Consider the following 23,925-nt stretch of genomic DNA (forward strand, 5'->3'; position numbering starts at 1 on the left):
CAATTTCAACCAATAGGTGTCACATGAGTGCAATTCGCAACCAACTGAAAGTTCAGGACATTTCGGCCTCTGATTGGCAGGATCTGCTGTCGGGCGAAGCCACCGGCATGATGTCCTCCGGCTCGGCCCCCAGCCTGTCCAGCGACCCGCTTCTGGGCGACGCCGTCGAGGCCTTCTCCTCCGGTTCCGCGCCGCTGACCTCGGACGCCACTTCTGGCGATGCCGTCGAGGCCTTCTCCTCCGGTTCCGCGCCGCTGACCTCGGACGCCACTTCTGGCGACGCCGTCGAGGCCTTCTCCTCGGGCTCCGCGCCGCTGACCTTGGACGCCACTTCTGGCGATGCCGTCGAGGCCTTCTCCTCGGGTTCCGCGCCGCTGACCTCGGACGCCACCTCTGGCGATGCCGTCGAAGCTTTCTCCTCGGGTTCCGCGCCGCTGACCGCCTCCCGCAGCCTGCGCGGTGATGCCAGCGGAAGCTTCTCCTCGGGCAGCTGATCTCGAGACTTGCGACGAGCGGGCGCGGGGTCTCTCCGCGCCCGAAAACCTTGTTGCGCTAAGGTTTTTCGAACGCAGACCCAAATTTTCCGCGTCAAAAGGGGCCCCAAGATGTCCAACGTGATTCCTTTCACCCTGTCTCGTCGCCATGCGCCCACGCCATTGCCGCGCCAGGGGGACCGAGCAGGACGTCAGGCTGCATTGATCGCGCTTTTTGCGCAGAAGCGCCGGGGGCAGGGAGATGTCTTCTGGTTGAAGGAGAACGCCGAACTGCTGAATATTCTCGAATCCACCGGCGCAGGCCGTCGGCGGGCCGGCATTCCCGCGGCGCCCTTGCCCGACGGCGCCCTGTCCCCGCATCAGGCCCTCTATGACCGGATCGAGGAACGGCTGCGGTTCTTTCCGCAATATTACCGCTTTTTCCTGTCGATCTGCCTCGACCTCGAAGACCTTGGCTTCGGTGGTTCCAAGGGCGAGGCTCTGGTGCAACAGGCCCTGCGCGTCGGCCTGGCCGATGCCGAACTTTCCGACCTGCAGCGCGCCGAAGCCCGCCGGTTGATGCAGCGACGCGGCCGGGATCCGATTGCCGATAGCACCGGGCTGACCGCACGCCTGCTGGCCTTTGCAGGGCGCAGCGCGACCTTTGCCGTGCCGAATAAAAAGGCCGCTTACGAATTGACCCATATCTGTTTCTATCTCAGCGATTACGGGCGTCTTCAGACGGATTTCCCGCGCGCCGTGCAGAAAAGTCTTAATTTTGCCGGAACCCTCGCTTATCTTGATGCCAATGCAGATCTGCTTGCCGAGATCTGCGTCGCGCTGCGCCAGGCCGGTCAAACGCCGCCCCAAGCTTGGGAAAGCTGGCTCGCAGTCGAAACAGCCCGGTTCCAGCTTCTGGACAGCGGCAATGGGGGCGGAGCGGCCGGAGGGGTCATGGCGCAGGACGGTTATCACGAATTCCTGGTCAGTAACTGGGCTCTTGGCGTGTCCGGGGACGATGCCTTCGCCCATGATGTGCCGGAAGGCCGGGTGCAGTTCCGCACCCCGCGGCGCGCTGCCAGCCCGTTGCTGGCCATGTCCCGGCACCTGTTGGAAGATGAACGTCGCTCGGGCGATTGGGAGGTCATGCGCGGTCCCCTGGCGGAAACGCTCTGGCAGGCGGAACCCCAGGCGCTGGACCTGCTGGCCGATGCCGAAGCGGCCTGCGAGGATTTCCCGGCCTTCTTCGAAACTTTCGCTCGCGCGGGGTCTGCCGCAATTGGCACGCGGGCGCATCTGCACGGCGTGCCGCTCTGATGGCGCGCTTTGGCTCCTCTGCCGCGCTGATGGGTGCGGTTCTGGTGCTGGCCTACACGGCGCTGATCTCCGGCGCTGATGCGATCACCAAGTTCATCGCCAGCGGCTATGCCGCCCCGCAGCTTTTTGCAGTTTCGGGTGGCCTGGTGGCGCTGTTCTGCCTTGCAAGCGAGCTGGCCTCGGGAGGGCGCAGCGCCAATGTGGTCCGCACGACGCAGCCCCTGGCGATGGCCCTGCGCAGCCTTGCAACGCTGATTGCCGCGACCTGCTATTTCTATGCGTTCCGCGATCTGCCGCTTGCCGAAGTCTTCGTCTTCATCGGGCTGATGCCGATCTTCGCCGGGCTGATGTCCGGTCCGATCCTGGGCGAAAAGGTCAACCTGGCGGTCTGGATCGCGCTCGGGACCGGGGCGGTCGGGGTCATGTGCCTGTTTCCCCAGGGCCTGGGGCATATCCGCACCGGCCATCTGACGGCTGCGATGGCCTGTCTGGCCGGCACTTTATCGATGGTGATGGCGCGCCATATCGGGCGGCGTGAAACCAACGCGCTGGCCCAGGTCTTTTATCCCAATCTGGCGATCATGCTGGTCATGGGTGCGATCCTGCCCTTCGTCTGGCAACCGATGTCCCTTGTGGATCTCGGCTTCGTGGTTGGCTATGCCGCCCTGTTGTTCCTTGCCCGCTGGCTTCTGGTAATCGCCTTGCGCCACCTTGCCGCCTATGTGGTGACGCCGCTTATGAACCTGCAATTCGTCTGGATGACGCTTCTGGGCGCGCTTTTCTTCGGCGAATTCCCGAGCGCGAACATCTTCCTGGGATCGGCGATCGTGATTGGATCGGGTCTTTACCTGATCGCCGATCAGATTGGCAGCCAGCGCCGCAGCGCCAAGCTCGCGGCCTCGGTTCCCGACGCCACGCCGGCGGAATAATCGGTTCGGTCTAGCGCCAAATTGTAAATGGAAGGCGGTTGCGTCGAGCCTCGCAGGGGCTTCGCCCCGCACCTTTGACAAGGTGCCCCCCAGAGTATTTCGGGCCAGATGACAGGGGAGGACCGCTCTTTATCATCTGGCCCGAAATACTCTGGGGGAGCCTCCGCGGGAGGCGGGGGCAAAGCCCCCTAAACTTCACATCGAAAAGGAGGTGCCGCAGCCGCAGGAAGAGGTCGCGTTCGGGTTTTCGATCACGAAACGCGCGCCGATCAGTTCCTCGCTGAAATCGATTGTCGCCCCGGACAGGAAGGGCAGGGAGGTTGCATCGACGACGACCTTCTGTCCCTGACCTTCGATCACCAGATCGTCGGAGGCGATTTCATCCAGCTTGATCTCGTATTGAAACCCAGAACAGCCGCCGCCCTCGACGGCGACGCGCAGGGCCTGATCGCCCGCCCCGATTTCGGCAAGGCGGGTAAAGGCGCGGTCTGTGACTTTCGGCGGCAGATTCATTGGTGCATCCTCTGACATTTTGCATGTCCGTTACAGCCAATATAAGGAGTAAGGCAAAAGGCGACAAGAAGTCGAGGGACCGACATGACCACAGTATTTGCCTCCGACCCGTCTGCCAGCCGTGGACGGCTTTATCGCGAGGACCTCAGCTCCTTCCGCTCGCCCTTCCAGCGCGACCGGGATCGGATCATCCATGCCTCGGCCTTTCGGCGGCTGAAGCACAAGACACAGGTCTTCATTGAACACGAGGGTGATTACTTCCGCACGCGGCTGACCCATTCCATCGAGGTCGGGCAGGTGGCGCGCACGATGTGCGGGGCGCTTGGCCTTGATCAGGAACTGACCGAAGCCGTGGCCCTGGCCCATGACCTTGGGCATCCCCCCTTCGGGCATACCGGCGAGGACGCGCTGCACGCATTGATGGCGCCCTATGGGGGATTCGACCACAACGCCCAGGCCATCCGCATCGTCACCAGTCTCGAGCGGACCTATGCCGAATGGGACGGGCTGAACCTGACCTGGGAAACCCTGGAAGGTATCGCCAAGCACAACGGTCCGGTTACCGGGACGATCCCCTATGCCTTGGCGGATTACAACGCTCTGGATGATCTGGAACTGGCCACCCATGCCTCGGCAGAGGCGCAGGTGGCGGCCCTCTCCGACGATATCGCCTATAACAACCACGATCTGCATGACGGGTTGCGCGCCGAGTTGTTCTCGACCGAGGAACTGGCCGAACTGCCGATCCTGAACGAATGTTTCGCCGAGGTGGATCGGCTGTACCCCGGCCTCAACCTTTATCGTCGCCGGCACGAGGCGTTGCGGCGGTTCTTTGGTGTGCTGGTCGAGGATGTGATTACCGTGACCCGCGCCAATCTGACCGCGCTTGATCCGCAGAGTGTCACCGACATCCGCCTTGCCGGACGCATGATGGTGCAGTTCTCGCCCGCGCTCTGGAGCGATCTCAAGGTGATCCGGAAGTTCCTGTTCCATCGTATGTACCGCGCCCCCGAGGTAGTCGAGATGCGCGCCAAGGTGACCCGGATCATCCACGAGCTTTTCCCGCTGTTCATGGATCACCCGGAGGTGCTGCCCAAGCAATGGCGCAAGGATGTCAAGGCGGTCGAGGGTGATCGGACCGCGCTGGCCCGGATCGTTTGCGATTACATCTCGGGGATGACGGACCGGTTTGCCATAGTTGAACATGCGCGGTTGACCGGACAGGATCCTGAGCCCGGTCTGCGGGCTTCCGGTCCCGGCCATATCCGCTACGCCGAGCGGGTCGAGGAAGACTGAAGCGCGGGGCATCCGGATGCTGGAAGAACCCGAGGCGCGGGGCCGGCACGGCCTGCCGCCCGCCTTTTCATTGACCTCGCGAATATGGCTGCTAAACCGCGCGGATACCTTCAGGAAAGCGTCATGAACCTCTTTACCGATATCCGCAGCCTCGTTCTGGAAAGCCTTACCGCCCTGCAGGCACGGGGGGATCTGCCCGAAGGCCTGGTCTTCGACAGCGTGACCGTCGAGCCGCCGCGCGATCCGGCCCATGGCGACATGGCGACCAATGCGGCGATGGTGCTGGCGAAACCCGCCGGGATGAAGCCCCGCGACATCGCCGAGGCCCTCGCGGCCCTGTTGATCGAGGATCCGCGCATCGACAGCGCCGAGGTTGCCGGTCCGGGCTTTCTGAACCTGCGTCTGGCCGAGGCGATCTGGGGCGAAATCGTGACCGCCGCGCTGCACGAGGGCACCGGCTATGGCCGTTCGGTCATGGGCGAAGGTACGCGTGTAAATGTCGAATATGTCTCGGCAAATCCCACCGGACCGTTGCATGTCGGCCACACGCGCGGCGCGGTCTTTGGTGATGCGCTGGCAGAATTGCTGGCCTATGCGGGCTATGGCGTCACGCGGGAATACTACATCAATGACGGCGGTGCCCAGGTCGATGTCCTGGCGCGCTCGGTCTACCTGCGCTACCTCGAAGCCCATGGGCGCGAGGTCGAATTTGCCGATGGCACCTATCCCGGCGACTACCTGATCGAGACCGGCGCGGCGCTGAAGGACCGGGTGGGCGACGCATATGTCGACCAGCCCGAAGAGGTCTGGTTGCAAGATATCCGCAGCTTCGCCACCGAGGCGATGATGGACCTGATCCGCGAAGATCTGGCACTGCTGAACGTGCAGATGGATGTCTTCTATTCCGAAAAGAGCCTTTACGGCACCGGCCGCATCGAAGAAGCAATCGAGACCCTGCGTGCAAAGGGCCTGATCTATCGGGGCGTGCTGGAACCGCCCAAGGGCAAGATGCCCGAAGACTGGGAACCCCGCGAGCAGACCCTGTTCAAGAGCACCGAACATGGCGATGACGTTGACCGTCCGATTGCGAAATCCGATGGCGCCTGGACCTATTTCGCGCCCGATATTGCCTACCATTATGATAAGGTTTCCAGAGGCTTCGACCAGCTTATTGATGTGTTCGGTGCCGATCACGGCGGCTATGTCAAACGCATGAAGGCGGCCGTTTCGGCGCTGTCGGATGACCGCGTGCCGCTGGACATCAAGCTGTGCCAATTGGTCAAGCTGTTCAAGAACGGCGAGCCCTTCAAGATGTCCAAGCGGGCCGGGACCTTCATCATGCTGCGCGACGTGGTCGAACAGGTTGGCGCCGATGTGACCCGCTTCGTGATGCTGACGCGCAAGAACGACGCGCCGCTCGATTTCGACTTCGACAAGGTGCTGGAACAGAGCCGCGAGAACCCGGTGTTCTACGTGCAATATGCCCATGCGCGGATTTGCTCTGCCCTGCGCAAGGCAGAGGCGGCGGGAATCGCCTGCGGCGATGCCGACCTGCTGGCTACCCCGACCAGCGTGACACATCCGTCCGAACTGGCTGTTGCGCGCAAGCTGGCCGAATGGCCGCGCCAGGTGGAAATCGCCGCCCGCACCCATGAGCCGCATCGGATCGCCTTCTACCTCTACGAACTCGCCTCCGATCTGCATGCGCTCTACAATCGCGGCAACGAGGAAACCCAGTTGCGCTTCGTCCAGGAAGATGCGCCGCAGGTCAGCCAGTCGAAATTGGCCCTGGCCCGCGCCGTGACCGTTGTCATTTCGGCTGGATTGGGTATCCTTGGGGTCACTCCGGCGAAAGAAATGCGATAACGCAGCAGCCGGGGCGAGCAGTTGGCAAAACCGGAATATCGGCCGGAGACTCCATTAAAGAGGGGCCGGCAGAGCCCCGGCAGGCAGAGGCGTTATGGCAGAATATCAGGCGGACGGGCGGTATCAGCCCGTCGAAACGGCTTCCTTTGGGAAAATCGTCACCTGGGTCGGGGGGATCCTCTCGGTCGCGATGGTGGCCGGGGTGGTCTTCTGGGGCTACAAGATGGTGATGCGGGATGTCTCCGGTGTGCCGGTGGTTCGCGCGATGGCGGGCGATGTGCGCCGCATGCCCGAGGATGCCGGTGGCCAGACGGCCGATTTCCAGGGGCTTGCGGTGAACCGTGTCGCTGCTGGCGAAGGGGCTGACGGGGCCGCCGATCGTGTCAGCCTTGCGCCCGAACCGCAGCGCCTTGGCCAGGAAGGCATGACCGAACGCGAATTGGCCGTTGCCCTGCGCATCAAGCAGGACGCGGCGCCAACTGGCGGTGCCGATCTGGGCCGCGACGATAGTGCCGCGCTGGCCTCGCTTGTGATCGAGGGCGCGGAAAACACCCCCCGCAATGCGCCGCTGACCGAAGATTATGTTGATGCCGCCCCCGAGGAACTGGTCGAGGCCGCGCTGCCCGAGTCGGATGGGGCAGGGACGCCAACGGCTGTCGCGGCCATCGGTGCCTATTCGGTGCGCCCGCGCATGCGCCCCACGGATTTGGCCGAGGTCCGTGCCGCGGCCATCGCCAGCCCGCCCGCGCCGGTGCAAAGCTTTGTCGCTTCGGCGGATGTGCCCATGGGCACGCAGCTGGCGCAGCTCGGCTCCTTCGGGTCCGAAGAAATCGCACAGCAGGAATGGACCCGCCTGTCGCGCAAGTTCGACATCTATCTCGACGGTAAGCAACGGGTGATCCAGCGGGCCGAGGTCGGTGGCCGGATCTACTACCGCCTGCGCGCCATGGGCTTTGCCAGCCTCGGGGATACCGAACGCTTCTGCGCGGCACTGGTCGCCAGCAACGCCGATTGCATCGCGGTCGTGACCCGGTAATACCGGGTCCGCCATGCGGGATCGCGGGCCCATTTCGTCAGGGCCCGGACAGCGTGATCCCTCTGCCCGATCTGCCGAACCAGCCCCCTTCGCCCTATCAGACAGGAGCCGCCCATGCCCTTCGGAGCCACGATCCTAGATCCCACCGGGCCGGTTCTGACGGCCGAGGAAAAGCAGTTCTTTCGTGATGCGGACCCCTATGGGTTCATCCTGTTCGCCCGCCATATCGAAACCCCGGATCAGATCCGCGCACTTTGCAGCGACCTGCGCGATACGGTAGGGCGCAATGCGCCGATCCTGCTTGATCAGGAAGGCGGCCGGGTGCAGCGCCTTGGCCCGCCCGATTTCCGGCAATGGGATGCGCCGCTGGATTTTGCCGGGCGCGCCAGCAACCCGGTGCAGGCCATGTACCTGCGCTATGCGATCATCGCCGCCGAAATGCGGTCTGTCGGGATCGACGTGAATTGCGCGCCGCTGGTCGATGTGGCGGACGAACAGACCCACCCGTTCCTGCGCAACCGCTGCTACGGCATGGATGCGCCGACGGTTGCGGGTCTGGGCCGTGCCGTGTCGATGGGCTTGCTCGCCGGTGGTGTCCTGCCGGTGGTCAAGCATATGCCGGGGCATGGTCGGGCGCGCAGCGACAGCCATTTTGATCTGCCCCGCGTCACGGCCCCGCTGGAGGCCCTGCACGAGGTCGATTTCGCCCCCTTCAAGGTGCTGAACGACCAGCCCATGGGGATGACCGCCCATATCGTTTACGAGGCTCTGGACCCCGAGGCGCCCGCCACCCTGTCGCCGCGCGTCATGCAGGTGATCCGCAACGACATCGGTTTCGACAACCTGATCATGACCGACGATATCTCGATGAAGGCCCTGTCGGGCAGCCTGTCGGACCTTGCCCTCGGATCGCTTGCGGCGGGCTGTGACGTGGTTCTGCTTTGCAATGCTTCGCTTGAGGATCGCCGCGCCGTGGCCGAGGCTGCCGGCACGATGTCGCCCCCCGCCCAGACCCGCGCCGAACGCGCGCTGCTGTCGCGCCCCGACACCGCCCCCAAGCTTGACATCGAGGAATTGGAGGCCAAGCTGTCCGCTCTTGTGGACGGACCGCTATATGGCTGAAAAGGACCTTTTCGAAGAAGACGAAGGCTCGGTCGCCGCACGTCTGGCAGCCGAGGCCCTGATCGTCGATGTCGAAGGGTTCGAAGGCCCACTTGACCTGCTGCTGACCCTGTCGCGCACCCAGAAGGTTGATCTGCGCCGGATCTCCATCCTGACCCTGGCCGAGCAATACCTGGCCTTCGTTGAAAAGGCCAAGACGCTGCGGATCGAACTGGCCGCGGATTACCTGGTGATGGCGGCCTGGCTGGCCTTCCTCAAATCGCGGCTGCTGCTGCCCCCCGATCCCACCGAAGAAGGCCCCTCGGGCGAAGAGCTGGCCGCGCACCTCGCGTTCCAGCTTGAACGCCTTCAGGCGATGCGCGACGTGGCCGCCCGGTTGATGGCGCGGGACCAGCGCGGGCGGGATTTCTTCGTGCGGGGCGTGCCTGAAAACGTCACCCGCGTGCGGACGGTCACCTATTCCGCGACCCTGCTGGACCTGATGCAGGCCTATGCCCGCATCCGGACAAAGGACGAATTCCGCCCCTTTGTTCTGGATCGCGACAATGTCTTCACCATGGAGCAGGCGCTGGATCACATGCGCTCGATGATCGGCTACGGGGGCAGCTGGATGGACCTGTCCGACTACATGCCAAAGGGCTGGGATGCCCATCCGATGCGCCGCAGGTCGGTGACGGCGGCGACCTTTGCCGCCTCGCTGGAACTGGCCAAGGAGGGCAAGGTCGAGCTGCGTCAAAGCGAGACCTTCGCGCCCATTGAAATGCGTCGCAGAGAGGACCGCAATGACCGCTGAAGACGCCCCCGCCACCGGGCCGGAGGTCACGCCGGAGCAGGTGGAGCCGCGCGAGTCGCTGTTCACCGCGCCGCCCATGGCCGAACAGGAACGCATGGTCGAAGCCATCCTGTTCGCCGCCACCGAACCGGTGTCCGTGGCCGACCTGAACGCCCGGATGCCGCATGGCTGTGACGGCTCGGAGGCGGTGCAGCACCTTCGCAAACGCTATGAGGGGCGCGGCGTCCGTGTGGTGCGTGTCGTGGACGGTTGGGCCATTCGGACCGCGCCCGACCTCGGCTTCCTGATGCAGAAGGAAACCGTCGAAACCCGCAAGCTGTCCCGCGCCGCGATCGAGATACTGGCCATCATCGCCTATCACCAGCCCGTCACCCGCGCCGAGATCGAAGAGATCCGGGGTGTCTCGGTATCGCGCGGCACGGTGGACCAATTGCTTGAAATGGAATGGATTCGCTTCGGCCGGCGGCGAATGACGCCCGGGCGGCCCGTGACCTTTGTCGTGACACCCAGCTTCCTTGATCATTTTGGCCTGGAAACTCCGCGCGATCTGCCGGGGCTGCGGGATCTTCGCGCCGCCGGCCTGCTGGAAAACCGCCCTCCACCGGGGAATGATCCGGATGAAGAGGCGGATGAGGATGGCGATCAGCAGGACATGTTCGAAGAGGAATGACCGCGCCCAGGGCCGGGCAGGTCCGGATGGGGTGAAATCCGTAGCGTGGCGTGCTATGCGTATGGGATTACCGGTGCATCCCGCAGCCGCAACGAGGCGATGATGAACGCAGACCGACTGATCAGAATGGTAGCGCGTCTGTTCCTGCGCAAAGGCGTGAATTACGGCCTCGACCGCTTTGGCGGCGACAGCCCGCAGGACAGGAAGCGCCTGGCCCAGACCAAGAAGATGTCCCGCCAGATGCGCCAGACGCAGCGGTTGCTGCGGCGCATGGGGCGTTTCTGATCGGCGCGAAAGCTCAGTTTCGCGTCATACTGCCTTGAAATGTTTGGAAAGCTTCAGGCCCTGCCCCTGATAGTTCGACGCGATGTCGGCGCCGTACAGCGTTTCGGGGCGCTCTGCCATCTTTTCGAACACCAGCCGCCCGACGATCTGCCCGTGTTCCAGCACGAAGGGTGCCTCGTGGCAACGTACCTCCAGCACACCGCGCGAGCCTGATCCGCCGACCTCGGCATAGCCGAATCCCGGATCGAAGAAGCCCGCGTAATGCACGCGGAATTCTCCGACCATGGCGAGGTAGGGAGACATTTCAGCGGCGTAATCGGGCGGGATGGTGACCGCTTCGCGGCTGACGAGGATGTAGAAGGCACCGGGATCAAGGATGATCCGGCGATTGCTGGTGCGCACTGGCTCCCAGTATTCGGCCGGATCGTAGTGGTCCAGCAGGTCGAGGTCGATCACCCCGGTATGCGGCTTGGCGCGGAACCCGACCAGCGCATCCGCCCCGGCGCTCAGGTCGACGGAAAAGCCCAGTCCGTTCTCGATCACCGCCTCGGTATCGACCAGCGGTGTGCCAAGATGAAGCTTGGCCAGTTCCGTATCATCCAGTTGGGCGCTGCCATCGCGGAACCGGATCTGGTTCAGCCGCATGCCGGGCCGCACCAGGACCGAGAAACTGCGCGGACAGATCTCGGCATAAAGCGGGCCGGTGTACCCGGTGGGGATGCGGTCGAATTCGGTGCCGCCGTCGGTGATCAGCCGGGTCAGCAGATCAAGCCGCCCGATCGAGCTTTTCGCGTTGGCCATCGCTGCCACGCCAGAGGGCAGGGCAAGGGATTCGGCCAGCGGCACCACGTAGACGCAGCCCTTTTCCAGCACCGCCCCATCGGTCAGGTCGATCTGGTGCATTTCGAATTCCTGCAGGCGGTCCTGCATGCTGCGCCCGGCCCCCGCAAGGAACGAGGCGCGGACCCGCCAGGCCTTGGTCCCCAGACGCAGGTCAAGGCTTGCCGGCTGGATCTGGGCGGGGGTAACCGCAGGCTCTGCACGGATTTCTCCGCGTGCGATCATCGCCTTCAGATGCTGGCTGGCCAGAATTCCGCTCATGGTGTCCCCTCGTTTTGTCGCGGCAGGGTATGCCTTCCCGCAGACAAGGAAAAGCCCCGGAAATCCTTTCGGTACAAGGATTTCGCAGGGGCTTCGGGATGGTTTCCCTTGGTGTGCCTTGACCCCTTGCAGGGGGCCAATCGTCGGTGGCACAGGGGGAAAATGGTCGGGCTAGCAGGACTCGAACCTGCGACCTTCCGTCCCCCAGACGGACGCGCTACCAGGCTGCGCTATAGCCCGACGGTTTGGCTGTAATAGCGGATATGAGTTTGAGGGCAAGGTGTTTTTTGACCCGATTTCACGAATTCCGCAGCGCGGGGTCTCATGCCCCGGCGGCAAGCTTTCGCGCCAGATCCAGGGCCTGCCGGGCGGCGTCGGGCGTCAGAGGTGTGCCCCGTTTCAGCAGCAGGGCGAGCACCCCGTCAGGCACCGGCAGGGCGTCATCGGCGGGGTCTTCGGGCAGGCTGTCGAGGATCGATGGGGCCTGCGGGACGTCTTCGGCGACCTTCATGACCGGGGCGGGCGCGGGGTCCGACTCCGCAGTCGGGGAGGCTGGTGCAGGCTCGGCCTCGGACAGGGTGTCGCGCGGCAGGTCAGGGGCGTCCGCGGGTGGGACCATGACCTGCGCGGAGGCCTCGCCTTCGGGATTGCCCGCGCCACTTGCACCGCTGCCGGTGGTTTCGGGCAGGGGGGGCAGGACTGCGGTCGGGATCTCGATGATCTCGGCTTCGGTGGGGGTGTCATCGGGCACGGCGGCGGCGCTGGACATGGCGGCGACATGGGCCACGCCATGATCGCGCAACATCTTCTGCACGCCCTTGATGGTCATGCCTTCGTCGTGCAGCAGCCGCTTGATACCACCCAGAAGTTCCATATCGGCCGGGCGGTAATACCGCCTACCGCCGGCGCGTTTTACCGGCCGGATCTGGGCGAACTTGCTTTCCCAGAATCGCAGCACATGGGCTGGGGTTTCCAGCCATTCTGCGACTTCGCTGATCGTTCGGAAAGCCTCGGCGCTTTTGGGCATATCGGTGCCCTACCGCTTGTTTCCGTCCGCCACGCGGTCTTTCATCAGATGAGAGGGCCGGAAAGTCAGCACCCGCCGCGGAGAGATCGGAACCTCGTCTCCGGTCTTGGGATTGCGACCCACGCGCGCGGCCTTGTCGCGCACCGAGAAGGTGCCGAAAGAGGAAATCTTGACCTGCTCGCCCTTCACCAGCGCGTCGGACATATGGGCCAGCACGGATTCGACCAATTGGGCGGAATCATTGCGCGACAGTCCAACTTCGCGGAAGACGGCCTCGCTCAGGTCCATCCTCGTCAATGTCTTCTCACTCATGTCCCTGTCCCTTTCTGGTTGTAGCAGAATAGGAGTGCTGCGTTTTCCGAGTCAATATCAATGGTTTGCCGCGTAGTCCCAATGCGACCTATTCGGCGCTACCAACGAAGAACGACTGCGCCCCAGGCCAGACCGCCGCCGATTGCTTCGGCGACAAGTAGCTGACCAGGCTTGATCTTGCCCTCGCGGACCCCGACAGAGAGGGCGAGGGGAATCGATGCGGCAGAGGTATTGCCGTGATCCTGCACCGTCACGATGACCCGTTCCATGGGGACGTTCATCTTCTTTGCGGTGCCCTGGATGATCCGGATATTGGCCTGATGCGGCACGATCCAATCGACGTTTTCGCCCTGCAGGTTGGCTTTTTCCAACGCGGTTTCGGCGGTGGAGGCCAGCTTGCCAACGGCCTGACGGAACAGCGGGTTGCCCTGCATGCGCAGCTTGCCCGCCTCGCCGCTGGTCGACACGCCACCATCGACGTAAAGCATCTCGCGGTAGCGGCCGTCGGAATTCAGGTCGCAGGACAGGATGCCGCGATCCTCGGACGATCCGCTTCCGGTCCGCGCCTCAAGCACCACGGCGCCGGCGCCGTCGCCGAACAACACGCAGGTCGATCGGTCGGTCCAGTCGAGGATGCGGGAAAACGTCTCGGCGCCGATGACCAGCACCCGCTCGGCCTGACCCGACAGGATCAGACCATTGGCATTGGCCAGGGCAAAGATGAAGCCGGCGCAGACCGCCTGAACGTCATAGGCAAAGCCGCGCGTCATGCCGAGTCCGGCCTGCACCATCGTGCCGACAGAAGGGAAGGTCAGGTCCGGGGTCGAGGTCGCCACCACCACCGCGTCGATGTCGTCGGGCGACAGTTCGGCCATCTCCAGCGCCTTGCGGGCGGCCATGGTCGCCATCTGCGACGTGGTCTCGCCTTCGGCTGCGAAATGGCGCCGCTCGATCCCCGAGCGGGTGCGAATCCATTCGTCCGATGTGTCGAGAAAGCTTTCGAATTCGCTGTTGGGGACAACCCGTTCGGGCAGGTAATGCCCGACGCCTGTCGCTACTGCCCGAAGAGTCATTCCGTCCCCGTTTCCCGTTCCGGGGCATCCTGTGCCAGCGCTACAGCAGATGCAACCCGTGCCGCGATCTTGTCCTGGAAACCGGATACAGCCAGCTGATAGGCCAGCTTGATCGCCGAGGAAACGCCGGTGGCATCCGCCGATCCGTGCGATTTCACCACCGTCCCGTTCAGCCCAAGGAAGACGCCACCATTGACCCGGCGGGGGTCGATCCGCTTTTGCAGCCGCCGCATCGAGGTCAGGGCCAGAACGGCCGCGATTCGGGACAAGGGCGTGTATTTGAAGGCTTCTTTCAGCAACACGCCGATCAGGTTCGCGGTGCCTTCACCGGTCTTGATCGCCACGTTGCCGGTGAAACCGTCGGTGACGATCACATCGCATTTCTCGCCGGGGATATCGCTGCCTTCGACAAAGCCGACGTAGTCGAAATTGCCGTTGGGGGCAGCCTGGGCGATCAGCTCGTTGGCGGCTTTCAGCTCGGTCCGGCCCTTGTGCTCTTCGGTGCCGACGTTCAGCAGGCCGACGCGCGGCTGGTCTATCCGAAGGCCGTTGCGGGCATAGGATGCCCCCATCAGCGCATATTGCAGCAGGTCCTGTTCATCGGCGCGGATATCGGCGCCGACATCCAGCATCACGTTGAACCCTTGGGGATTGCGCGATGGCCAGAGCACGGCGATGGCAGGGCGGTTGACGCCGGGCAGCTTGCGCAGCCGGATCGTCGACAGGGCCATCAGCGCGCCGGTGTTGCCACAGGAGACGCAGACGGTTGCCTCCCCGGCGCGGACTGCTTCCAGGGCCGACCACATCGAGGTGCTCTTGCCGCTGCGTACGACCTGGCTCGGCTTGTCCTCCATCGACACCACATCCGTGGCATCGCGGATCTCGACCCGACCGGTCAACTGCTTGCGACGCGCCACCAGGCGCTCCAGCTCGGCCTTGGGGCCGTGCAGGATAAAGTCGATATCAGGATTCTTGCGGGCAGAGGCAACCATGCCGGCGACCACGGTTGCGGGCCCGCGATCGCCACCCATGGCGTCGAGCGAGATCACGACCCGGCCGCCTGGCGGCGCCGTCTGTCCAGTTTCCGGTGACGATTCTGTCGCGTTCATGGAAGACGGCCGCCCCCTGGATGGCTTATGCCGCGTCTTCGTCCAGGTCGATCTCGTCCGCCATGGCGACCACTTCGCGGTCGGCATAATGGCCGCAGGACGGGCAGACATGGTGAGGGCGCTTCAGCTCGCCGCAGGACGGGCATTCATTCGGGTTACCAGCCACCAGGGCGTCATGTGCGCGACGGTTGTTGCGGCGCGACTTGGAGACTTTGTTCTGTTGGACAGCCATGTCACAACCTATCTGTATCTTCGGGGGCCGAGGCGATTTGTGCCGGGGCCCGGTTTCACGTGGATGCAGGCCTCATAGTTTGAGTAAGGCCCGGCATTCAACCCAAAATTCGGATGGAGGCGCGAAAATACTGCGATTTCCCCTCCGTGCAAGCGATTCTTTACCGGGCGAGGGTGCTGCGGCGGGTGGGCGCGTCAGCTGCCTGCCGGATCGTCACCCTCTTCGCCCGCCTCGGGGTCCTGTGTCGCCGCGTTCTTGTTGTCGGCTGCGGTGTCAGGCGTTGCAAGGCCTTTGCCCGCCATCAGCCCGGCCAGCCCCGCAAAGGGCTTGGCATCCTCGTCCGTCATCGGCTTTTGCCCCGGTTCGGCAAAAACCGCATCGGCAGGGCCGACGCCCTCGGCGCGGGGATACATCGGCAGGGCCAAAGACAGGGCTTCTTCCATCACCTGAGCCGGATCGATCCAGGCTCCGAGCGGTTCAAGGCTCTCGTCCTCGGGCATCTCGGATTCTTCGTCTTCGTTCACGTCGTCAGCCAGATGCGGCGTAAAACGGCGCAACACGGCTTCTTCCAGCCGAGTGGAGACCGGGACCAGCGTAACCGAGCAGGGCTGCACCACGGTGGCGCCCAGATGGCCCTTCAGCACCCAGTCGTCGCGGCCTTCGGCGGTTATCTCTCCGCGAAAGCTCAGCTTTCTGAGGTCATCCAGATCCAGCCGCGCGGCGATCTGCGCCATCACGGCTTTGTCGGGCCGCAGTTCGAACGTGGTCGGGCGGGTCTTGGAAAGTGTCGAGACTCTCAGCGTAGTCGCGCTGGAATCCGGGTCGGGTCCGGTCATGATCCTCTTTCCGTCCTGGCTTTCTTGAAGTGGGTGCGTTCCTTCTGTAAGCGAGGTAAAAGCCTGTGCGGCAGATTACAAGAGGGGCGGAAATGGGGCGCAAACGAATCCGGGCCGGACATCTGGTGGCCTGTGTGGCGCTGATCGGGCTGTCTGCCTGTGTCGCGCGTTACCGCAACCACGGCTATATTCCGGACGAGGCGACCCTGTCGCAGGTCACGGTGGGTGTGGATACGCGTGAAACCGTCGAGGCGGTGGTCGGATCTCCGACGACCTCGGGTGTCGAGAACAACGGCGATTTCTACTATGTGCGCAGTCGCGTGCGGGAATATGGCCCCAACCGACCCGAGATCATCACCCGCGAGGTGCTGGCGCTCAGTTTCAACGAGGCGGGTATCCTGTCCAACGTTGAAAGCTACGGTCTGGAAGACGGCAACCTTGTCGTCCTGACGCGCCGGGTCACCGACAGTTCGACCGGCGACAATACCTTCATCCGGCAATTGCTCGGCAACCTCGGACAGATCGACCCGAGCAGTGTGATCGGCACCGAATAAGGCCGGGCGATCGGCGTGCGGCGGCTGCAGGGCAGGCGGCGCGCGCACCATTGCGCGCCTTTCGGCCGATGTGGGGCTTCCGGCCTTTCCGCGCATGCCGTCCGGCCTTGCATCCCGCTTTCGCGCGGGGATGCATCTGTCACGCTGCCTACATATCTGGCATGCTATCGGAACCGGGAGGTTTTCCGGTGCATGCCGGATGCGACAGGAGAGCGGTCATGTTGCCCAAGACGCCCAACCGGCCCCCCAGCCCCCCGCGCTACCAGGCGCGGCTGGCCGAATCGGAAGAGGATCTGATCGCGGCGCAGCGTCTGCGGGCCCTGGCCTTTTTCGGCCCGCAGGTCGGTGATGACAGCGCGACGCCGGGATCAGAACGCCTGGATGCGGATGATTTTGATCGTATCTGCGCGCATTTTCTCGTGCATGACCAGCGCGACGGCCAGCTTGTCTGCTGTTTCCGCTTCCTGCCGCTGGCGGCAGGAACCGAGATCGGTCGCAGCTATTCGGCGCAATATTACGAACTTTCCGGGCTTGAGAGCTTCTCGGGTCCCATCGTCGAGATGGGGCGATTCTGCATCCATCCCGATTTGCGCGACCCGGATATCCTGCGGGTCGCCTGGGCGGCGATGACCGCCTATGTGGATCGCAACGGGGTGGAACTGCTCTTCGGCTGTTCTTCCTTCAAGGGCACCGATGCAGAGGCCTACCTTGATGCCTTCGCAATGCTCAAGGATCGTCACTTGGCGCCAAAGCGTTTCCTGCCGCGGGTAAAGGCGCCAAGCGTCTTCCGCTTTGCCCAGAAACTGCGCCGTAAGCCGGATGCCAAACGTGCCGCCCTCGGCATGCCGCCCCTTTTGCGCAGCTATCTGCTGATGGGGGGCTGGGTGTCGGATCACGCGGTGGTGGATGCGCGGATGAATACGCTGCACGTCTTTACGGGTCTGGAAATCGGGGCGATCCCGCCGGCCCGCAAACGCCTTCTGCGCGCCATCACCGGGTAGGCCGCGCCTTGCTTTCCCGCAGATCAGCTGTAGTCGCGCCCCGCGCGGGGACGGAACACCGGCAGGGCCAGGCTCCAGCGGATAGCGGCACTGCGTAGCGCCAACGCCAGCACAAAACCAAGAAGGGCGGCCAGCCAGTCCTGCGCCCCTGCCAGGCGCGTCAACACGACTGTCGAGGCCCCAAGGGCCGCAGCGGTCATGTAGACCTCCCGCCGCAGGATGATGCTCGGCTCCTGACCCAGAAGGTCGCGCAGGATGCCACCCAGACTGCCGGAAAATACGCCCATGACCACGGCGACAAGTCCCCCCGCCCCGAACTCAAGCGCCTTTACCGTACCGGCAGTGGCGGCAAAGGCCAGCCCGAAGGCATCCATCCACAGGATCAGATGCATCCGCGATTGGACCCGCGACGCCGTGAAATGCAACAGGACTGCCACCCCGAGACAGATCGCCAGCGGCCAGGGGTCAACCACCCAGAAGACCGGCACCCCCAAAAGCAGGTCCCGCAATGTCCCGCCGCCCACCCCGGTCGCCGCGGCCAGCCACATGAAGCCGAAAAGATCCATTTCCTTGCGGGACGCGACCAGCGCCCCGGTGGTCGCGAAAACCAGCGTGGCAAAGATGTCGGCGGCAGTCAGCAATAGGTTCTCTGTCATGGCGGTCTCCGGCAGGGATGGGGCTTTTCCTATCGCAAAGGCTCCGCTACTGCCAAGCCGAGTGCCGACTAGTCACTGCGATTAAGGGCAGGGCAGGTGCCTCCGGCGGGGGCAGAGCTCCCATTCCCCGGCTTGACGCCGCCTTGCGGCCTGATTAGCTGCGCGCCATGGCACAAGCACCCCTTCTTCAGCTTTCGGGCATCTCTCTCACCTTCGGCGGAGACCCAGTCTTCGACGGGCTTTCCCTGACCGTTCAGCAGGGCGACCGCGTCGCGCTGGTGGGCCGCAACGGGTCGGGCAAATCAACCCTCATGAAGGTCATGGCCGGCCTGGTCGAGGCGGATCGCGGCGATGTCGTCTGCGCCCCCGGCACTTCGGTCGGTTACATGGAGCAGGAGCCGGACATGTCGGGCTTTGCGACCCTCGGTGATTTCGCCATGTCCAACCTTGATATATCCGAGCAATACAAGGTCGAGATCGCGGGCGAGGGGCTGAAATTCGACCCTGATCGTCCTGTCGAGACTGCCTCGGGCGGGGAGCGGCGGCGGGCGGCTCTTGCCAAGCTGATGGCAGAGGCGCCGGAACTGATGCTTCTGGACGAACCAACCAACCACCTGGATATCGAGGCCATCGCCTGGCTGGAGGCGGAACTGTCCCAGACCCGCACGGCCTATGTCCTGATCTCGCACGACCGTGCCTTTTTGCGGGCACTGACCCGCGCGACCCTTTGGATCGACCGTGGTCAGGTGCGACGCCAGGAATTGGGCTTTGAGAATTTCGAGGCCTGGCGGGACAAGATCTGGGAAGACGAGGACATCGCCCGCCACAAGCTGGATCGCAAGATCAAGGCCGAGGCCCGGTGGGCTGTCGAAGGGATTTCCGCGCGACGCAAACGCAACCAGGGCCGGGTTCGCGCCTTGCAGGGCCTGCGCGAGGAACGCTCGGGTCAGATCCGGCGCCAGGGGACGGCGGCCATGGCGTTTGATTCGGGGCCCCAATCGGGTCGCAAGGTGATCGAGGCCGAGGGGCTCGAAAAGGAATTCGGCGGCAAGCAGATCGTCCGGGGGCTGGACCTCAAGGTAAACCGCGGCGATCGGGTGGCTTTCGTCGGCCCCAACGGTGTCGGAAAGACCACCCTGATCCGCATGTTGATGGGCGACCTCGCCCCGGATGCCGGAACGGTAAAGCTCGGCTCCAATCTGGTGCCGGCGATCTTTGATCAGAGCCGCGCCGCGCTGGACCCCAAGATGACCCTTTGGGAAAGCCTGACGGGAGACAAGGAGATGCGTGTCTCCGGCGCTGCTGATCAGGTCATGGTGCGGGGCACGCCCAAGCATGTGGTCGCCTACCTCAAGGATTTCCTCTTTGACGAAGGCCAGGCCCGCGCGCCGGTGAAATCCCTGTCAGGGGGGGAGAAGGCGCGGCTGCTGCTTGCCAAGCTGATGGCCCGGGAATCCAACATTCTGGTGCTGGACGAACCGACCAATGATCTCGACGTCGAGACACTGGACCTGCTTCAGGAGCTGCTGGACGATTACGAAGGTACCGTGCTGCTGGTCAGCCACGACCGCGACTTCCTTGACCGGGTGGCCACGACCACAGTGGCGATGGAAGGTGATGGGCAGGCCGTGGTTTATGCCGGCGGTTGGAGCGATTACCGCGCACAACGCGGCGCGGTTGCCTCGGCGGCGAAGGAGGCCGAGAATGCGGCCAAGGCGACGCCCGGCAAGGGGGGGAAATCGGGCAAGGGGGGCGGGACGGCAAATGTCCCGGGCCTGTCCTTCACCGAAAAGCACCGGCTGGAGGCACTGCCCGAGGTCATGGCTCGTTTCGAGGCCGAGATCGCCAAGCTCGAAGGGTTCCTCGCGCAGCCTGATCTTTACCAAAAGGAGCCGGTGAAGTTCGCCAAGGGCACCGAGGCTTTGGCTGAACGCCAGCAGGCCCTTGCGGCCGCCGAAGAGGAATGGATGGAACTCGCCGAACGCGACGGCGGTTGAAGTCGGCTACGGCCGGGGCGTCGTCAACCAGTCACGCCTGCCCACGAAGCCCAGCATCACAACGGTCAGGATGATGCGGTAAAGATGGTGCAGCGTGACGACCGCCGGGTTGGCGTTCAGGCTGAGCGCGACCAGCGCCATTTCCGTCACGCCTCCGGGTGAGAAGGAAATCAGCAGGACATCCAGCGCCTGACCCGTCAGTGGGTGAATGGCCAGCGCCATGGCGAGTCCGACGGCGATCATCGCCCCGACCGACAACAGGCTGAGCCAGGTGGCCTTGACCAGTCGGCGCAGGTTCATTCCGGCAAACCGCGTGCCGAGCGAGGTGCCGATGACGATCTGGCAGCCGCTGATCAGCCATTGCGGCGCCTCGATCACCGCAAGGCCGCTCAGCGTCAGGACGGCGGCACAGATCAACGGACCGATCAGTTGCGCGGCGGGCACATGGAGGCGGCGAAAGATCACCAGACCTAGCAGCGCAGCGCCGATCACTTCGGGGATATGCGTGATTCCGACGGCCGAACGGTTCAGCGACATTCCGGCGGAAGAGCCTACCGGATGGCCATAGACCAGCGACATCCCCACTGGCAGCAGGGTTATGACGGCGATGATCCGCAGGAATTGCTGCACTGCAAGCACCTGGACATCCGCGCCGGCGCTTTCTCCCGCGACGATGGCTTCGACCAACCCGCCGGGTGCGCCGGCATAGAAGGCGGTCGGCCTGTCATATCCTCCGATGCGGTGGAAGATCTGGAAGTTCATCAATTGGCTCAGGGGGACGAAGGCAGTCAGCGCCAGCATCGACAGCGCGACCTGAGGCAGGTTCTGCACCACGTCCCAGGTGATCTTCGCCCCGATGGTTGCTCCGATGGTGGCGATGAAAACCGACCGGAAAACCTCGGGAAACCGATAATTCTCCGGCAGTAGCCTGGGAAACACTGCGGTCCCCAATGCGACGAAGAACAGCGAGCCGAGCATATAGGGCAGGGGCGTGTGCAGGGAATGCGCGACCGTCCCTCCGAGAAACCCGACCAGACAGAGGCCGAGAGCAAGAGGGAGGGACTTTATGAAACTCTTCAAAGCATTCGCGGCCGGTTCTTGCCGGATATGCGAACGGTCCTGCTTTGGGGAAGATGCCACAAGCCGGGCCGTCTTGATCCGGACAGGGGATCTGGAGCGGGTAGCGGGAATCGAACCCGCGCGTTCAGCTTGGGAAGCTGACAGGCTACCATTACATCATACCCGCCGCGTGTCGGATGAGCTATTTCAACCGCGCCAGAGCGTCAAGCCCTCAATCGCTTCGATGCCTCATACAGGGTTGAGGGGGCTTTGCCCCCGCCGCGTTTAACGCGGCTCCCCCAGAGTATTTCCGGCCAGATGACAGGGAGCGGGGCTCTTTCATCTGGCCAGAAATACTCCAGGGGGATTGGCCACAGGCCAAGGGGGACAGCGTCCCCCGACTCCGTCTTAGCCGCGGCGCCGGCGGCGTCTTTCGCGTCCGCTGTCGCCGCCGCCCGCATTGAAGCTGACCTTGGGCAGAGTGACGATCCGGCATAGTTCGGGGAAAGGATCGGTTGCATGGGGCAGGGCATTGGCGGCGACGAAGTGTTCCTGGAAAGCGGGGGCGATGGCGGTTTCGATCTTGGTGATCTTGCGCACATTGGCCTCGATCGCGGCACGGGCAGCGATGTTGCACAGAGCAATCCGCGCGCCGGTGCCGGCGGCGTTTCCTGCCGAGCTGACCTTTTCGAGGGGCGCGTCGGGGATCATGCCCAGCACCATCGCGTGCTTGCTCGAGATATGCGCACCGAAGGCCCCGGCAAGCACGATGCGATCCACCTTGTTGACTCCGCGTTCGTCCATCAGCAGACGGGCCCCGGCGTAAAGGGCGGACTTGGCAAGCTGGATTGCGCGGATATCCCCTTGGGTCACTGTCACCAACGGGCCGCCCTCGGCGCTGCCATCGAACAGGACGTAGGAATGGGTGCGCCCTTCGGCGCGGCAGCGCGGCGTGCCGACCTGTTCCGCCGAGCCGATCAGGCCCGAGCCGTCGAGGATTCCGGCCATGCGCATTTCCGCCACCGCCTCGATGATGCCGGAGCCGCAGATGCCGGTGATCCCGGAGGCGGCGGTTTCAGCGGAAAACCCGTCTTCGTCGGACCAGAGGTCGCTGCCGATGACGCGGAAGCGGGGTTCTTTCGTCAAGGGGTCGATTTCGACCTTTTCGATGGCACCGGGGGCCGCGCGCTGGCCCGAGGATATCTGCGCGCCTTCAAAGGCCGGTCCGGTGGGCGAAGAACAGGCCAGCACGCGGGAGGTATCGCCCAGCAGGATTTCGGCATTGGTGCCCACGTCGATGATCAGCACGAGATCTTCGGAGCGTTCCGGGGCTTCGGAAAGCGCGACAGCGGCCGCATCGGCCCCGACGTGGCCGGCGATACAGGGCAGTATATAGGCGCGGGCGCGGGGGTTGATCGTGGAAATCTCAAGCTCCGACGCCGGGAGCGACAGGGAGGACGAGGTCGCAAGCGCAAAGGGCGCCTGGCCCAGCTCGACCGGGTCGATGCCGAGGAACAGGTGGTGCATCACCGGGTTGCAGACCACCACGGCCTCGACGATCAACTCGGGCGCGATGCCGGCTTCCTCGGCCAGGGTGCGGGCAAGATCGGACAGGGCCTCGCGCACGACCCGAGTCATTTCGCGGTCGCCGCCGGGATTCATCATCACGTAGGAGACCCGGCTCATCAGGTCTTCGCCAAAGCGGATCTGCGGGTTCATCAGACCGGAGGCGGCCTTGACCGTGCCGTCTGCGAGGTCGGTCAGATGCGCCGCGATCGTGGTCGAGCCAAGGTCGATGGCCAGGCCGAACAGCCCGCCTTCATGCAGACCCGGCCAGACCTCGATCACGCGGGGCGGGGCGCCGGTGTGGTCGTGGAAGACGGCCACCGACACCTGCCATTTGCCCTTGCGCAGCACCGGTTGCAGGCGCGCCATCAGGCTGAGGTCCGCGGTGACGCCGGTGACCCCCCATTGCGTCTCGAGCGCGCGGGCGAGGCGTTCGAAATCGCCGGTGGGTTCGTGCATGTCGGGTTCTTCGACCTCGACAAGATAGAGGCGCGTGGCGGCATCCATGACCATGGGGCGCACGTCGGCGCGTTTGCGGATCACCTGCTTGTGCACCTGGCTTTCGGGCGGCACGTCGACCACCACGTCGCGCATCACCTGTGCCTGACAGCCAAGGCGGCGGCCCGGCTTCAGCCCGCGCTTGTCCTCGTAACGCTGTTCGACTGCGTTCCAGTCCGACAGCGCATCATCCTGCACCACCACCCCGTGCTTGGAGAATTCACCATAGGAAGGCGTGATCTGGCACTTGGAGCAGATACCCCGCCCGCCACAGACCGAATCAAGGTCGACCCCAAGGCTGCGTGCCGCCTGCAGCACCGGCGTACCGGTCGGAAAGCGCCCCCGCTTGCCCGACGGGGTGAAGATGACCAGCGGATCCTGTTCGCTCATGTGAAGCCTCTCTTTCAACCGGCAACTTAGGACGGCTGGACACAGAGGGGAAGGGCAGAGCGCTCGGGGGTCCATGGGGATCGGATCGCATTTGATATGGCGAACTTTGTCCCCGCGAAAGCTGCCCATCTGCGCGGCTGCACAGAGCGCAGGCACCCCCCGTTTTTCGCCTTTCCCCTTGGTCGCATCCGTGAAATAGGGAAGCGCCAAGTGA

At 64.1% G+C, this 23,925-nt stretch carries 24 protein-coding genes and 2 tRNA genes; 13 read left to right on the plus strand and 13 right to left on the minus strand.

Annotation, left to right across the window (positions count from 1 at the left end; translation table 11 throughout):
- Window positions 1-23 precede the first annotated feature (23 nt).
- The 3 genes from PSAL_RS03370 (at window position 24) to PSAL_RS03380 (ending at window position 2,719) form a co-directional block, all read left to right on the plus strand.
- The gene (locus tag PSAL_RS03370; protein ID WP_119839882.1) at window positions 24-494 is read left to right on the plus strand and encodes a DUF6749 family protein; all 471 of its coding nucleotides are present in this window, start codon (window positions 24-26) and stop codon (window positions 492-494) included.
- 111 nt (window positions 495-605) lie between these two features.
- On the plus strand, window positions 606-1,790 hold the full coding sequence (locus PSAL_RS03375) for a DUF6902 family protein (protein ID WP_119839883.1): 1,185 nt from the start codon (window positions 606-608) through the stop codon (window positions 1,788-1,790).
- Window positions 1,790-2,719: a DMT family transporter gene (locus tag PSAL_RS03380; RefSeq protein ID WP_119839884.1), complete on the plus strand. Its 930-nt coding sequence runs from the start codon at window positions 1,790-1,792 to the stop codon at window positions 2,717-2,719. The genes PSAL_RS03375 and PSAL_RS03380 overlap by 1 nt, the downstream gene beginning before the upstream one ends.
- Before the next feature lie 195 nt (window positions 2,720-2,914).
- Here PSAL_RS03380 and PSAL_RS03385 read toward each other — a convergent pair whose 3' ends face one another.
- Window positions 2,915-3,232 (minus strand): HesB/IscA family protein, encoded by a 318-nt coding sequence (locus PSAL_RS03385; RefSeq protein ID WP_119839885.1) that lies wholly within the window; start codon window positions 3,230-3,232, stop codon window positions 2,915-2,917.
- An 84-nt stretch (window positions 3,233-3,316) separates the two neighbouring features.
- Here PSAL_RS03385 and PSAL_RS03390 point away from each other — a divergent pair, with 84 nt between their 5' ends.
- From PSAL_RS03390 to PSAL_RS03420, 7 genes are all read left to right on the plus strand, one after another.
- Window positions 3,317-4,528 carry a deoxyguanosinetriphosphate triphosphohydrolase gene (locus PSAL_RS03390; RefSeq protein ID WP_119839886.1) on the plus strand — a complete coding sequence of 404 codons (1,212 nt, stop codon included), beginning with the start codon at window positions 3,317-3,319 and terminating at the stop codon, window positions 4,526-4,528.
- Between the two features lie 123 nt (window positions 4,529-4,651).
- Window positions 4,652-6,394, plus strand: a complete 1,743-nt coding sequence (argS, locus tag PSAL_RS03395; RefSeq protein WP_119839887.1) for an arginine--tRNA ligase — start codon at window positions 4,652-4,654, stop codon at window positions 6,392-6,394.
- A 94-nt stretch (window positions 6,395-6,488) separates the two neighbouring features.
- Window positions 6,489-7,430 (plus strand): SPOR domain-containing protein, encoded by a 942-nt coding sequence (locus PSAL_RS03400; protein ID WP_119839888.1) that lies wholly within the window; start codon window positions 6,489-6,491, stop codon window positions 7,428-7,430.
- Window positions 7,431-7,544: 114 nt separating this feature from the next.
- Window positions 7,545-8,552: a glycoside hydrolase family 3 N-terminal domain-containing protein gene (locus PSAL_RS03405; protein ID WP_119839889.1), complete on the plus strand. Its 1,008-nt coding sequence runs from the start codon at window positions 7,545-7,547 to the stop codon at window positions 8,550-8,552.
- Complete coding sequence (locus PSAL_RS03410; RefSeq protein WP_119839890.1) at window positions 8,545-9,345, plus strand: segregation and condensation protein A; 801 nt, start codon at window positions 8,545-8,547, stop codon at window positions 9,343-9,345. Before PSAL_RS03405 ends, PSAL_RS03410 begins: the two co-directional genes overlap by 8 nt.
- The gene (gene scpB, locus PSAL_RS03415; RefSeq protein WP_119839891.1) at window positions 9,335-10,015 is read left to right on the plus strand and encodes an SMC-Scp complex subunit ScpB; all 681 of its coding nucleotides are present in this window, start codon (window positions 9,335-9,337) and stop codon (window positions 10,013-10,015) included. The genes PSAL_RS03410 and scpB overlap by 11 nt, the downstream gene beginning before the upstream one ends.
- A 126-nt stretch (window positions 10,016-10,141) precedes the next feature.
- Entirely contained in the window at window positions 10,142-10,300 is a 159-nt protein-coding gene (locus PSAL_RS03420; RefSeq protein WP_196222828.1) for a hypothetical protein, read from the plus strand.
- Between the two features lie 24 nt (window positions 10,301-10,324).
- Here the strand turns inward: PSAL_RS03420 and PSAL_RS03425 are convergent, their stop codons facing one another.
- The 8 genes from PSAL_RS03425 to PSAL_RS03460 form a co-directional block, all read right to left on the minus strand.
- The gene (locus tag PSAL_RS03425) at window positions 10,325-11,401 is read right to left on the minus strand and encodes a 2'-deoxycytidine 5'-triphosphate deaminase (RefSeq protein WP_119839892.1); all 1,077 of its coding nucleotides are present in this window, start codon (window positions 11,399-11,401) and stop codon (window positions 10,325-10,327) included.
- A gap of 163 nt (window positions 11,402-11,564) precedes the next feature.
- Window positions 11,565-11,641 (minus strand) — tRNA-Pro (locus PSAL_RS03430).
- 82 nt (window positions 11,642-11,723) lie between these two features.
- On the minus strand, window positions 11,724-12,428 hold the full coding sequence (locus tag PSAL_RS03435) for a MerR family transcriptional regulator (protein WP_119839893.1): 705 nt from the start codon (window positions 12,426-12,428) through the stop codon (window positions 11,724-11,726).
- A 9-nt stretch (window positions 12,429-12,437) separates the two neighbouring features.
- Complete coding sequence (gene ihfA / locus PSAL_RS03440) at window positions 12,438-12,740, minus strand: integration host factor subunit alpha (protein ID WP_119839894.1); 303 nt, start codon at window positions 12,738-12,740, stop codon at window positions 12,438-12,440.
- A 98-nt stretch (window positions 12,741-12,838) separates the two neighbouring features.
- Window positions 12,839-13,813 carry a beta-ketoacyl-ACP synthase III gene (locus tag PSAL_RS03445; RefSeq protein WP_119839895.1) on the minus strand — a complete coding sequence of 325 codons (975 nt, stop codon included), beginning with the start codon at window positions 13,811-13,813 and terminating at the stop codon, window positions 12,839-12,841.
- Window positions 13,810-14,922, minus strand: coding sequence for a phosphate acyltransferase PlsX (gene plsX / locus PSAL_RS03450; protein WP_119839896.1), 1,113 nt, complete (start codon window positions 14,920-14,922; stop codon window positions 13,810-13,812). Before plsX ends, PSAL_RS03445 begins: the two co-directional genes overlap by 4 nt.
- Window positions 14,923-14,947: 25 nt before the next feature.
- On the minus strand, window positions 14,948-15,154 hold the full coding sequence (gene rpmF, locus PSAL_RS03455; protein ID WP_119839897.1) for a 50S ribosomal protein L32: 207 nt from the start codon (window positions 15,152-15,154) through the stop codon (window positions 14,948-14,950).
- Window positions 15,155-15,348: 194 nt separating this feature from the next.
- Entirely contained in the window at window positions 15,349-15,990 is a 642-nt protein-coding gene (locus PSAL_RS03460; RefSeq protein WP_119839898.1) for a YceD family protein, read from the minus strand.
- Window positions 15,991-16,082: 92 nt separating this feature from the next.
- Between PSAL_RS03460 and PSAL_RS03465 the strand changes: the two genes are divergently transcribed.
- On the plus strand, window positions 16,083-16,544 hold the full coding sequence (locus PSAL_RS03465) for an outer membrane protein assembly factor BamE (protein ID WP_119839899.1): 462 nt from the start codon (window positions 16,083-16,085) through the stop codon (window positions 16,542-16,544).
- 218 nt (window positions 16,545-16,762) lie between these two features.
- Entirely contained in the window at window positions 16,763-17,545 is a 783-nt protein-coding gene (locus PSAL_RS03470) for a GNAT family N-acetyltransferase (protein ID WP_119839900.1), read from the plus strand.
- Between the two features lie 23 nt (window positions 17,546-17,568).
- On the opposite strand, the gene PSAL_RS03475 is transcribed toward PSAL_RS03470, so the two are convergent.
- The gene (locus PSAL_RS03475) at window positions 17,569-18,201 is read right to left on the minus strand and encodes a trimeric intracellular cation channel family protein (protein ID WP_119839901.1); all 633 of its coding nucleotides are present in this window, start codon (window positions 18,199-18,201) and stop codon (window positions 17,569-17,571) included.
- A 167-nt stretch (window positions 18,202-18,368) separates the two neighbouring features.
- Between PSAL_RS03475 and PSAL_RS03480 the strand changes: the two genes are divergently transcribed.
- Window positions 18,369-20,198 carry an ABC-F family ATP-binding cassette domain-containing protein gene (locus PSAL_RS03480; protein ID WP_119839902.1) on the plus strand — a complete coding sequence of 610 codons (1,830 nt, stop codon included), beginning with the start codon at window positions 18,369-18,371 and terminating at the stop codon, window positions 20,196-20,198.
- A 6-nt stretch (window positions 20,199-20,204) separates the two neighbouring features.
- Here PSAL_RS03480 and PSAL_RS03485 read toward each other — a convergent pair whose 3' ends face one another.
- From PSAL_RS03485 to PSAL_RS03495, 3 genes are all read right to left on the minus strand, one after another.
- Window positions 20,205-21,137 carry an AbrB family transcriptional regulator gene (locus PSAL_RS03485; protein WP_231388599.1) on the minus strand — a complete coding sequence of 311 codons (933 nt, stop codon included), beginning with the start codon at window positions 21,135-21,137 and terminating at the stop codon, window positions 20,205-20,207.
- A 233-nt stretch (window positions 21,138-21,370) separates the two neighbouring features.
- A tRNA-Gly gene (locus tag PSAL_RS03490) sits at window positions 21,371-21,444 on the minus strand.
- Window positions 21,445-21,665: 221 nt separating this feature from the next.
- Window positions 21,666-23,711 carry an ASKHA domain-containing protein gene (locus PSAL_RS03495; protein WP_119839904.1) on the minus strand — a complete coding sequence of 682 codons (2,046 nt, stop codon included), beginning with the start codon at window positions 23,709-23,711 and terminating at the stop codon, window positions 21,666-21,668.
- Window positions 23,712-23,925: the final 214 nt, after the last annotated feature.

Origin of the sequence: Pseudooceanicola algae, from assembly GCF_003590145.2 — a bacterium.
GTDB classification, from domain to species: domain Bacteria; phylum Pseudomonadota; class Alphaproteobacteria; order Rhodobacterales; family Rhodobacteraceae; genus Pseudooceanicola; species Pseudooceanicola algae.